Source organism: Streptomyces poonensis (genome assembly GCF_014650915.1).
Classification (GTDB): Bacteria; Actinomycetota; Actinomycetes; order Streptomycetales; family Streptomycetaceae; genus Streptomyces; species Streptomyces poonensis.
Genome location: NZ_BMVW01000003.1, coordinates 193,728 through 206,550, shown reverse-complemented (window position 1 = coordinate 206,550; position 12,823 = coordinate 193,728). Strand labels below are relative to the sequence as shown.

Genomic DNA, 12,823 nt, shown 5'->3' with positions numbered 1-12,823 from the left:
GCGGATCGTCTGCTCCTCCTCTCGGGCTTGTGACTGCCCATCACCGACTCCCTGCCGGGGCAGAGCCGGCCTGACCGGCGCAGTGCTCCACTGCCACCCGTCGGCGGGCGGTGCTTCCCGCGCCGCTGCAGAGGGTGCTGAAACCAGTACTGCAACCCCGCCCCGCACGATGGAGACCGGTGGCACCCACCGAAGCCGGACCACGGAGACAGGAAGAAGATGAAGGCACTCGCGCGCCCGACGTCACCGCACAAGGACTGCGGGGGTGTCCACCGCGATCAGGTCAGCCCGCACCTGGAGACCGCCCGGATCGCCCTCACCGCTCGGCCGGCCTGCCGGCGCCCCGGCGGCCTGGGGCAACTCGTCGGGCCGGAGATCACCGACGAGGTCCTGGAGGGGCAGCGAGCACTCGACCCGCGTCACGAACCGCCCTGACCCCCTCCCTCGACCATCTGCGTGACCTCCTCGTCCAGCCTCGCACCCACCGCCTCCACGACGCTGTGAACGGCGCGGCGTGGGCGCGTGCCGGCGTGCCGAGCGACGAGGTGACTGTCTCCGCCACGTGCGCCTCCCCGGAAGACCGAACCCAGGGGAGCAGCTCGTCCACGTCCGTGGTGTCGGGGAGGCCCGCTTCCTCTCCGCGCAGGGACGAGAGCCCGATCACCGGGCCGCTGCGGCCGCCCTTCCGCCCCGCGGTCCCGTTCCGGGTCAGCAGGTCCAGCGAGGGCACGAGCACGAGCATCCGGGTTGCCTGGAGCTCCCCAGCGCTCCGGGCGGCCACGAGGGTCTTCCCGGTCCCGGTCGTCGTGATCATCTGACTCCGGAGCCCTCGCCCGGCGCCCTTCATCACCGTCGCGCCCGCCGCGACGTGCAGTGACGCCCATGACTCGACGGCACTCCGGCGTCCGGCTTCGCCCGTCGACGGGCTTGCCACGTCCTCATCCACATGATCGTGACACACAGGGAGTCCAGCCATGACCAGTTCTCACCTTGCCTCGGTGGCCGAGGTGGGCGGGACCGCGCCCGCACCGGGCGCGCCTGCCGAACCCGAGGCCGGCATCGAGGGCCTTCTCGCCGAGGTGCTGGCCGAGGTGGTGCGCACCGAGCGAGTGGCGGCCGACAGCAACTTCTTCGCCGACCTGGGGGCCGACTCCCTGGTCATGGCGCACTTCTGCGCACGTACCAGAAAGCGCGACGACCTGCCGTCGGTGTCGATGAAGGACATCTACCGGCATCAGACGGTGCGCGATCTGGCGCAGGCACTCGCGGCCCCCGCGCCCGCCTCCGCGGCACCACCACCCCCGGCCCCGGTCGACCTCGTGCCCCACGTCAGGGCGAGCACCATGGGCTACCTCTTCTGCGGGGCGGTGCAGTTCCTGGCCTTCCTCGGTTACGTCTACATCAGCGCACTGGTCATCGGCCTGGGCTACGACTGGGTCACCGCCGGCTCGGGCTTCCTGGCGAGGTACCTGCGGGCGGTGCTGTTCGGCGGTGGTGTCTTCCTCGGAGTGTGCACCCTGCCGATCGCCGCCAAATGGATACTGATCGGCCGCTGGACACCCCGCCGGATCCGTATCTGGAGCCCGGGATATCTGCGCTTCTGGCTGGTGAAGACGCTGGTGCGGCTCAACCCACTGGTGCTGTTCGTCGGTTCCCCGCTCTACACGCTCTACCTGAGGGCGCTGGGCGCGAAGATCGGACGGGGCACGGCGGTCTTCTCCACGCACGTCCCGATCTGCACGGATCTGCTCAGCGTCGGCGACGGCACGGTCGTCCGCAAGAACGTCATGCTCTCCTGCTACCGGGCGCACGCCGGATGGATCCAGACCGGTCCGGTCACCCTGGGCAGGGACGTGTACGTCAGTGAGGCGACGGTGCTGGACATCCACACCTCGATGGGTGACGGGGCCCAGCTCGGCCATGCCTCCTCCCTGCACGCCGGGCAGTCCGTACCCGCGAACCAGGCCTGGCACGGCTCCCCGGCACAGCGCTGCGCGACCGAGTACAGGTCGGTCGCCCCGGTCCGCTGCACCACCTGGAACCGCGTCTCCTACAGCGCCGCGCAGCTCCTGGCCGCCCTGCTGCTGTACGTGCCGCTGTCGGTCGGCGGCGCCGGCCTGCTCACCGCCGAGATCCCGCAGCTCGGCGCGTTCACCAGCGCGGACACGCTGTCGGTGTCCAGCTGGACGTTCCTCGCGGACGCCCTGCTCGTGTCGTTCGTGATGTATTTCGGCTCCCTGATCGCCGTTCTCCTCCTGGCGGCCACGCTGCCCCGGCTGCTGCACCTCCCTCTGAAGGCGGACCGCACCTACCGGCTCTACGGGTTCCACTACTCGCTGCACCGGGCCATCGCGCGCCTGACCAATGCCAAGCAGCTCGTCTGGCTGTTCGGCGACAGCTCCGCGATCGTCCACTACCTGCGGGCGGTGGGCTGGAACCTCTCCGGCGTGGAGCAGACCGGCTCGAACTTCGGCAGCGAGATCAAGCAGGAGGACCCGTATCTGAGCAGTGCCGGCACCGGCACGATGGTCGCCGACGGGCTGTCGATGCTGAACGCTGACTACTCCGGCAGCTCGTTCCGTCTCTCCCGGGTCGAGATCGGGGCGGACAACTTCCTCGGCAACGACATCGCGTATCCCGCCCGTGGCCGGACCGGCGACAACGTCCTGCTGGCGACAAGGGTCATGGTGCCCGTCGACGGTCCCGTCCGGCGGAACACCGGGCTGCTCGGCTCGCCCAGCTTCGAGATCCCCCGGACCGTCGAGCGCGACACCGCCTTCGACCACCTCCGCAGCGGGGAGGAACTGCGCCGCAGCCTCGCGGCCAAGAACCGGCACAACGCGGTGACCCTGGCCTCGTTCCTGTTCGCCCGCTGGCTGCACACCTTAGTCGTGCTGGCGCTCTTCTGGGCCGCGGCCGATCTGTACGACTCCCTGGGCGCGGCCGCGATCGCCCTGGCCACCGTCCTCGCCCTGCTGTTCACCATCGGCTTCACCGTCGTGTCCGAGCGGGCCACCACCCGCTTCCGCCGGCAGCGCCCGCTGTACTGCTCGATCTACCACCCGGACTTCTGGCGGCACGAACGCTACTGGAAGCACGCGTTGCAGGACTACCGGCTGCTGAACGGCACTCCGTTCAAGAGCCTTTGGTGGCGTGCGCTGGGTGTGCGGGGCGGGCGGCGGCTCTTCGACGACGGCTGCCGGATGCCCGAACACACCCTCGTCACCCTCGGCGACGACTGCACCCTCAACCTCGGCACCATCCTCCAGTGCCACTCCCAGGAGGACGGCACCTTCAAGTCCGACCACATCACTCTCGGCGCCGGCTGCACCATCGGCGTCGGGGCCCTGGTCCACTACGGTTCGACCGTGGGCGACGGCGCCGTGGTGGCCGCCGACTCCTTCCTGATGAAGGGCGAGCAGGCGGGGCCCGGCACCCGCTGGGCGGGCAACCCCGCACGGGAACTCGCCCCCCGGCCGGCCGAGGTCACCGTCCCGGGGTGAGCCCCGCGTCATCCTGGCAGCACCACGAAGGCCCCGGCGGGACCCTGTCCGCCGGGGCCCAGGCCGGGACAAGGACGAGCGATCAGGCGGAATCCCGTGCCTGGGCGTGGCCGTCGCGCCACTCCGCCCACCGCGGGTCGTACCGGACACCTCCGGGGCCGGCGACGCCTGCGCCTTCGGGGAACATGGCCAAGTCGTGATCGCTGTAGGCGGTATCGAGGATCTCGTCCCGCCCGAGGCGGTGCACCGTCACCCTCCGGCGAGCCCTGCTCGCGGATCTACCGACCGCGCCGCCACCGCAAGCACCGCAGCAAGGGACGCAACAGCTCCGCCCGGCCGACGAACCGGGGCTTCGTCGACCGCGCCCGTATCCAGTTGGGCGGCCCCGTCATCCTGACCCGGGACGGCCTGAACCCCCGGCCCTCGCGCGCGGGCAGGCGATGGCGGCAACGCAGCAGTCGCCACATGCCGGTCGACCAGGAGGCAGCGATGCGTCAGGCCAATCTCACCGGGGATCCAACTTCGTCCCCCTGCCGCCGGAGCCCTGGACCGGACACCGAGCAGGTGACCACCACGACACGCTCCGGCCGTCCCGGTACCGTGCGGTGCCGCTGCCGCGGGGGAACCAGGCGACTCGCGCCACCATCCTCACCTAGGAGTCAAGGGGAGGGTTCGAACGGGTGAGTACAGACGCGGACATCATCAGGCCACTGCCGGAGTCGCTCCGGGAGCATGCCCGGCGCCTCGGGGAGAAGGTCGCCTTCCAGGACCGCCGTACGCGGCGGACCTACCGGGACCTGGAACGCAGGACCGGACGGCTGGCCGGCCATCTGGCGGGGCTCGGCCTGGCAAGGGGCGAGCGGGTGGCCGTCCTGCTCGGCAACCGCGTCGAGGCGGTCGAGAGTCTGCTCGCCGTCACCCGGGCGAGCGGGGTGGGAGTGCCGCTGGACCCCGGCAGCTCGGAGGCGGAGCTGGCCCGTCTGCTGGACGACTGCGGTGCGCGCGTACTCATCACCGACGAGGCCCGGCCGACGCGTAGTCGAGGACTGCTGTCCCGCCCCGGGCTGATCGTGGTGGTGGCCGAGGGCGGTGAGGATGCGGAGTGCGGGGACGCCCCGCCGTCCGGGAACTCCGAGGCGCCGGCGGACGGGGACGGGGCCGGGGCGGCGCGCGGCGTCCTGCGGTACGAGGAGGCGCTGCCGTACGAGGAGTTACTGCGGTACGAGGAGCTGGCGGGTACGGACCCGGGGTCGCCCGCCCGGGACGATCTCGGGCTGGACGAGACGGCGTGGCTGCTCTACACCTCCGGGTCCTCCGGCACCCCCAAGGGAGTGCTGTCCACCCAGCGCAACCGCCTCGCACCGGTCGCGGCGGGCCTCGTCGGTGTGCTCGGTCTGTCGGAACGGGACCGGGTGCTGTGGCCGTTGCCCCTCCACCACGCCATGAGCCAGGTGGTCTGCGTCCTCGGAGTGACCGCGACCGGGGCGAGCGCCATGCTCCCGCCCCGGTTCTCGGTGGCGGAGGTGCTCGGCGAACTGCGCCGTACGGACACCGCCTACACCCTCCTCGGCGGCGTGCCGACGACGTACTCGGCCCTGCTCGACGCGGTCCGGAGCGAGAGGGGTGAGGAGGGCGAGGAGAGTGACGGGAACGGCCGCGGGCTCGGTGCGCCCGCGCTGCGGGGCTGTATCAGCGCGGGCGCCTCGGCGGGACCTGAGTTCCGCAGGTCCTTCGAGGCGCTCTGCCGGGCCCCCTACCTGGAGCACTACGGCAGTACCGAGGCGGGTCCGGTCACCATGGCGGCACCGGGCAGTACATCGGCGGCCGGGTCGTGCGGCCCGGTGCTGCCCGGCACCCGGGTCCGGGTCGGCGGTGGCGCTGACGGACAGGACACCGGTGAGGGCGAGTTGTGGGTGAGCGGGCCCGGAGTCATGGCCGGCTACCACGGCAGGCCGGAGGCCACCGCCGAGGCGCTGCGCGACGGCTGGTTCCGCACCGGTGACCTGGCCCGGATCGATGCCTCCGGCGAACTCGTGATCACCGGCCGGGCGAGTGAGCTGATCATCCGGGGCGGGGCGAACATCCACCCCTCGGAGGTGGAGGCGGTACTGCGGCGGCTGCCCGGGGTGGCGGACGCCGCCGTGGCCGGACGCCCGCACCCCGTCTTCGGCGAGGTGCCGGTCGGCTATCTGGTACCCGCGGCGGGCAGCGGTGCACTGGACCGGGGGTCGATCCTCGCCGCCTGTCGTGCGGAACTGTCCGCGTTCAAGGTGCCCGCCGAACTGTACGAGGTGGAGGACATTCCCCGTACCGCCTCCGGGAAGGTGCGGCGGCACGCCCTCGCCGACCGGCCCGCGCGGACGCTGGGCACGGGAGCGGCCGGAGAGCCGACGGCGGACCTGCTGGCCCTGGTGCGGAACGAGGCGGCGGCCGTGCTCGGTTGTTCGGCTCAGGCGGTGGACGCCGGAACGGCGCTCCGCGATCTGGGCATGGACTCGCTGACGGCGACGGTGCTGAGGGAGCGGCTGTCGGCGGCGACCGGCCTCCCGCTCTCCGAGGCCGTCGCCTTCGACTTCCCCACGGCCGCCGCGCTCGCCGCCCACCTCGCCCACCTCCGTTCGCGGAGCGCCGCCGCGCCGTCGGGCACCGGGACCGTGCGCCGGGGCGTGGCCCGGCCGGACGACGACCCTGTGGTCATCGTGGGGATGGCCTGCCGCTACCCCGGGGGCGTGACCTCCCCCGAGGAGCTGTGGCGGCTGGTGGCCGACGGGACGGACGCCATCGGCCCGTTCCCCGCCGACCGGGGCTGGGACACGGAGGCGCTGTACGACCCGGACCCCGGGCGGTCCGGCCGGACGTACGTGCGTGAGGGCGGCTTCCTCTCCGGTGTGGACCGCTTCGACCCCGGCTTCTTCGGCATCTCCCCCCGCGAGGCCCTGGCCATGGACCCACAGCACCGGCTGCTGCTGGAAGTGGCGTGGGAGGCCTTCGAGCACGCCGGTCTCGTTCCCCGCACCCTGCGCGGCTCGTCGGCCGGGGTGTACGTCGGGCTGATGTACAGCGACTACGCCGGCCGCCTCACGGAGGTGCCCGAGCAGGTCGAGGGCTACCTGGGCCTCGGCAGCGCCGGAAGCGTCGCCTCGGGCCGTATCGCCTACACCTTCGGCCTCCAGGGCCCGGCCGTCACGGTGGACACGGCGTGCTCGTCGTCCCTGGTGGCCCTGCACCTGGCGGCCCAGGCGCTGCGCCGGGGCGAGTGTTCCTACGCGCTGGCCGGCGGGGTCACGGTGATGTCGGGGCCCTCGTCGTTCGTGGAGTTCAGCCGGCAGCGGGCGCTGTCCCCGGACGGCCGCTGCAAGGCGTTCGGCGCGTCCGCCGACGGCACGGGATGGGCCGAGGGCGCCGGCATGCTGCTGCTGAGCCGGTTGTCCGAGGCGCGCCGCGCCGGGCTGCCGGTGCTGGCCGTGGTGCGCGGCTCGGCGGTCAACCAGGACGGGGCGAGCAACGGGCTGACGGCACCGCACGGCCCGGCGCAGCAGCGGGTGATCCGGCAGGCCCTCGCGGACGCGGGGCTGGCCCCCGGGGACATCGACGCGGTGGAGGCCCACGGCACCGGCACCCGGCTGGGTGATGTCATCGAGGCGGAGGCCTTCTTGGCGACGTACGGGCGGGAGCCGCGGGAGCGTCCGCTCCGGCTGGGCTCGGTGAAGTCGAACATCGGCCATACCCAGGCCGCCGCCGGGGTGGCGGGCGTGATCAAGACGGTGCAGGCGATGGCGCACGGCGTGCTGCCGCGCACGCTGCACGCCGATGAACCGACCGGCCGGGTCGACTGGTCGTCGGGGCGGTTGGCACTGCTGACCCAGGAGGTGGAGTGGCCGAGGACGGACCGCCCGCGCCGGGCGGGGGTGTCCTCCTTCGGCATCAGCGGCACCAACGCCCATGTGGTGCTGGAGGAGGCGCCGGCCCCGGTGGATCGGGGCGCCCCGGTGGACCGGGATGCCCCGCCGCCGGGTTCCGTGGTGGACGAGGGAACCGGGAGCGGCCGCGCCGTTGGCGGGGCGACTCAGGCGTCTGCGGCTGGTCCCGTGCAGGCGTCCGTGGCTGTTCCGGTGTCGGCGAGGAGCGGGCCGGGGCTGCGGGCCCAGGCGCGGCGGCTGTACGACCGGGTGGCGACCGACCCGGACACGGCCCCGGTGGACATCGGCTACTCGCTCGCCACCACGCGCGCGGTCTTCGAGCACCGGGCCGTGGTGGTGGCCCGGGACCGTGCGGAACTGCTCACCTCCCTACAAGCGCTGGCAAAGGGCGGAAGCCGGTCCGGGGTGCGGACGGGCACGTCCCGCCGCCAGGGCCCGCTGGCCCTGCTCTTCACCGGCCAGGGCAGCCAGCGCGTGGGTATGGGACGTGAGTTGTACGAGTCCCGGGAACTGCACCCCGGCTTCGCCCGGTCGTTCGACGAGAGCTGCTCCCTGCTCGACCCGCTGCTGCCGGTGCCCTTGCGGGACGTCGTGTTCGCCGGCTCCGGCACGAAGGGTACGGAGACGGGTGCGCTCCTGCACACCACCCGGTACGCACAGCCGGCGCTCTTCGCCCTGGAGACGGCCCTTTTCCGGCAGTTCGAGGCCTGGGGTGTGCGCCCGGACCTGGTGGCCGGGCACTCGGTGGGCGAGGTGACCGCGGCGCATGTCGCCGGGGTGCTGTCCCTCGAGGACGCCTGCACCCTGGTGGCGGCCCGGGGCCGGCTGATGGACGCGCTGCCCGCGGGCGGTGCGATGGCCGCCGTGGCCGCCGCCGCGGACGAGGTGGCCGAAGCGGCCGCCCGACTCGCCAGGGCAGGGCGTGCGGTGGCGGGTGCGGTGGAGATCGCCGCCGTCAACGGGCCCGCCTCGGTGGTCGTCTCCGGGGACGAGGCCGCGGTGCGGGAGACCGTCGCGTACTTCCGGGAGCGGGGCCGGTCGACGACGCCACTGCGGGTGAGCCACGCCTTCCACTCCGCGCGGATGGAACCCATGCTGGCCGGCTTCGCGGACGTGGTGCGGCGCCTCTCCTTCGCCGCGCCGCGGATCCCCCTGGTCAGCGCCGTGTCCGGCCGGGCCGCCACCGAGGAGGAGCTGAGCTCGCCGGAGTTCTGGGTCAGCCATGTCCGCCGCCCGGTCCGCTTCGCCGACTCGGTGGCGTACCTCCGGGAGCGGGGCGCGGCCCACTACGTCGAGCTGGGGCCGGAGGGGGTGCTCACCGGCCTGGTCCGGAGCTGCCTCGCCGCGACCGGAGCGGCCCCGGAGGTCCCGGCCACGGACGGAACGCCCGCCGACGAGCGGACTCCGGCGTCGGCGCCGCTGGTCCTGCCGACCCTGCGCGGGGCGCGGCCGGAGGCGGACGCCCTGCTCGACACGGTGGCCGCGCTGCACACCCATGGCGTACCCGTCGACTGGCGGGCCGTCTTCGCCGGGCGCGGCGGGCGGCGCGTCGCCCTGCCCACGTACGCCTTCCAACGCCGCCGGTACTGGCTCGACGCCACCCAGACGCCTTCGCGGCATCCGGCCACTCCCTCGCCGGACACCCCGGCCCATCCGCTGCTGTCGTCCCGCACCGCGACGGCCGACGACGACGGGCTGTTGCTGAGCGGGCTGCTCTCGGTGCACGACCAGCCTTGGCTCGCCGACCATGTGGTGGCGGGGGAGGTACTGCTGCCGGCGGCCGCCTTCGTGGAGATGGCCCTGCACGCCGGTGAGCCGGCGGGCGCGCCCGTCCTGCACGAACTCGCCCTGACCGCACCGCTGTCGCTGCCCGCGGACGGCGCGGTCGAGCTGCAGGTGAAGGTGTCGGGACCGGACGGCGCGGGACGGCGGACCGTGCTCTTCCACGCCCGGCCGCACACGCCGGAGGGTGACCGGCCCTGGCATCGGCATGCCACCGGGACGCTCGTGCCGGAGCAGCAGCCGGCGGATCGTGGAGCGGCTGCGGCTGCGACCCGGGCCGGGGCCGGGGCCACGACATGGCCGCCGCCGGGTGCGGCGCCGCTGCACGCCGGCGATCCGCATGCGGACCCGTACGAGCAACTGGCCGGAAGCGGGCTGAGCTACGGCCCCGCCTTCCGGGGCCTGCGCGCCGCCTGGCGGCTCGGGGAGGAGCTGTACGCCGAGGTCGCGCTGCCCGAGGCCGCCGGGGCCCCGTTCCCGGACGCGGGTGGCCCGGGGTTCGCCCTGCATCCGGCGCTGCTGGACGCGGCGCTGCATGCTCTGGCGCTGGACGGGCGCACGGCGGACCGCGCCGGGACGCAAGGGGCGGACAGGGCGGACGGTGATGGGGTCTCCCTGCCGTTCGCCTTCGGTGAGGTGCGCCTGCACACGGCCGGCGCGCGGCGATTGCGGGTGCGGATCGCTCCCGGACCGGACGGGCGGGCCGAAGTGGAACTGACCGACGCGGCGGGCGCGCCGGTCGCCGCGGTACGTTCGCTGACGCTCCGGCCCCTTCCGCGTACCGGTGCCGGTACCGGACCGGGAACGGCGGATCCGGTCACCGTCACGGGGGCTCTCCACCGGATGGACTGGGTGCCGCTGCCCGAGCCGCCCGTACCTCCGGCGGTCCCCGCGTGGGGTGTCCTGGGCGCGGCGGGCACACGGCCGGTGGAGGTGCTCGCGCCCCGGGGCTCCGGCGTTCCGGTGTACACCGACCCGGCGGCGGTGGCGGACGGCGAGGCACCGGCCGTCCTCGTCGCACCGTGCCCGCCACCACCGGACACGGCCGGCGGTGCGCAGGACCCGGCGGCGCGGACACGGTGGGCGGCGGGCTGGGCACTGAAGCTGGTACGGGAGTGGCTCGCCGAACCTCGCCCGGCGGACTCCCGTCTCGTCCTCGTCACCTCCGGTGCCGTCACCCCGGACGACGACGGTCCGGTTGACGGTGGCGCCGGTTCCAAAGACTCCGGCGTATCCGGCGGACGCGCTTCCGTACCGGCCCACGCACCGGTGTGGGGGCTGGTCCGCTCGGCCCTGCGGGAGAATCCGGGCCGGTTCGCGCTGGTCGACATGGACGATCACCCCGACTCCGTGCGCCTCCTCCCCGCCCTGCTGGCCACCGCGGCGCCGGAGACGGCCGTACGACGGGGAACGGCGTACGTACCGAAGCTGGTCCGGGTGGTCGGGGCGACGGGGATGACGGGGGCGACGGGGGCGACGGAGGAACGGCGGTCCCGGCGGCGGCTCGACCCGGAGGGCACCGTCCTGGTCACCGGCGGCACCGGCTCCCTGGGCATGCTGGTGGCACGGCACCTGGTCACCGCCCACGGCGTCCGGCGTCTGCTGCTCGCCGGCCGACGCGGACCGGACGCACCAGGAGTGGACGAACTCGTCGCGGAACTGTGCGAGTCGGGCGCCGAGGTGACCGTCCGGGCGTGCGATGTCGCGGACCGGACGGCGCTCGCCGCCCTGCTCGGCTCGGTGCCGGCGGACCGTCCGCTGACCGGTGTGGTGCACACCGCGGGGGTGCTGGACGACGGCATCGTCCCGGCGCTCACCGCCGGCCGTCTGGAACGGGTGCTGCGGCCCAAGGCGGACGCGGCCCTCGCCCTGCACGAACTGACCCGGGGGCACGACCTGGCGATGTTCGCGCTGTTCTCCTCGGTGGCGGGCACCTTCGGCTCCGCCGGTCAGGCCAACTACGCGGCCGCCAACTGCGTGCTGGACGCCCTGGCACGGCACCGGAGACGGCTCGGTCTGCCCGGTACGTCGATCGCCTGGGGTCCCTGGCGGCAGGGCGAGGGCATGATGGCGCACCTCACCGACACGGACCTGCGGCGGATGGCCCGCTCGGGGTTCGGCCCGCTCGAGGCGGACGAGGGCCTGGCCCTCTTCGACGCCGCCGTGGCCGGTGACGACCCGGTGGTGGTGGCGGCCCGCCTCGCCCCGGCCGCCCTGAGCGGCGGCGCGCCGGCGGCGGGCCGGTCCCGGCCGCCCGTCCCCGGCGCGGCGGGCGCGGGCGGCGGGGGCGGGGCCCTGTTCGGCCGGCGGCTGGCGGCTGCTTCCCCGGGCGAGCGGAGCGGCTTGCTGCTCACGGAGGTGCGGGCTCTGGCGGCCTCGGTACTGGGTCACCCGGAGGGCACGGCCGCCATCGACGGGGACGACCCGCTGGCAGACCTGGGGCTCGACTCCCTGGCCGCGGTCGACCTGCGCAACCTGCTCGCGACGTCGACGGGACTGACGCTGCCGCCCACGCTGCTGTTCGACTTCCCGACCCCGCGCGCGGTCGCCGCCGAGCTGGCGGAGCGGTACGCGCGGGAGGCCGCTCCTCCCGGCAACCCCGGAGCTCCCGGCGCCCCCGAACGGGCGGATGCGATCGGCCACCCGGGCAGCTCCGACAGTTCCGGCCGAACGGCGGACAACGGCGTTCCCGGCGGCCCGGGGACGGCCGCTCCACCGCAAGCCCCGGGGCTGGCCGGGAACGCACCGGCCCCCCACTCCGCAGGTGCTCCGGACTCCCTGGGTGCGCTCTTCCGCACCGCCTGCGACCGGGGGCGGACCTGGGACGGCATGGTGCTGCTCACCGTCGCCGCACGCCTCCGCCCGGTCTTCGACAGCGCCGGGGCACCCGGTGCGGCGCTCGATCCCGTCCCGCTCGCACCGGGCGGCACGGGGCCCCGGCTGATCTGCTTCCCCGCCCTCAGCGCGCTCTCGGGACCCCAGGAGTACGCGCGCTTCGGCGCCGGACTGCGGGGCCTGCGGCCGGTCTCGGCGGTACGGCACCCGGGGTTCGGGCCCGGGGAGGCGCTCCCGGCCACGCTGGACGCCCTCGTCACCGCCCAGGCCGCCGCCGTCCGCACCGCCGCGGGTGACGGACCGCCGGTCCTGCTGGGCCGCTCGGCCGGTGGCTGGGTGGCCCAGGCTGTGGCCGAGCGACTGGAGGCCGAAGGCTCCGCCCCGCTCGCCGTCGTCCTGGTGGACACCTGTCCCAGCAGTGATGACGAGAGTGGGCAGACGCTCTCCGCGATGACATCGGACATGCTGCACCGGGCGGCGAGGTTCTCCCCGGCCGACCCGGACAGGCTCACCGCCATGGCCGGGTACTTCGACCTGTTCGCCGGCTGGAAGCCCTCGCGGCTCGCCTCGCCCACCCTCTTCGTACGGGCCCGGGACCCGCTGCCCGGCGCGGAGCCCACTCCGGTATGGGAACTCCCGCACACCGAAGTCACCGTGCCCGGGGACCACTTCACCGTACTGGAGGAGCACGCCCGTACCACCGCGCTCGCAGTCCACCACTGGCTGGCCGATCCGGACCGACGAGTACCTGATGCCTTGCACCGGTCACAGGGTGGTGCGTGA

Annotated in this window: 3 protein-coding genes; all 3 read left to right on the top strand. The window is 74.2% G+C overall.

All coding sequences use genetic code 11. The features are described from left to right. Positions 1-219 precede the first annotated feature (219 nt). The 3 genes from IE242_RS11025 to IE242_RS11015 all read left to right on the top strand — a co-directional run bounded on the left by IE242_RS11025 (position 220) and on the right by IE242_RS11015 (position 12,823). Positions 220-435, top strand: coding sequence for a hypothetical protein (locus IE242_RS11025; RefSeq protein ID WP_189857905.1), 216 nt, complete (start codon positions 220-222; stop codon positions 433-435). Between the two features lie 539 nt (positions 436-974). Further along, positions 975-3,503: a Pls/PosA family non-ribosomal peptide synthetase gene (locus IE242_RS11020; protein WP_189857903.1), complete on the top strand. Its 2,529-nt coding sequence runs from the start codon at positions 975-977 to the stop codon at positions 3,501-3,503. 680 nt (positions 3,504-4,183) lie between these two features. Continuing rightward, positions 4,184-12,823 (top strand): type I polyketide synthase, encoded by an 8,640-nt coding sequence (locus IE242_RS11015; RefSeq protein ID WP_229858758.1) that lies wholly within the window; start codon positions 4,184-4,186, stop codon positions 12,821-12,823.

Excerpts from the sequence above, each read along its gene's own strand:
- IE242_RS11025 (WP_189857905.1), top strand. The coding sequence starts at position 220 with ATGAAGGCACTCGCGCGCCCGACGTCACCGCACAAGGACTGCGGGGGT.
- IE242_RS11020 (WP_189857903.1), top strand. The coding sequence starts at position 975 with ATGACCAGTTCTCACCTTGCCTCGGTGGCCGAGGTGGGCGGGACCGCG.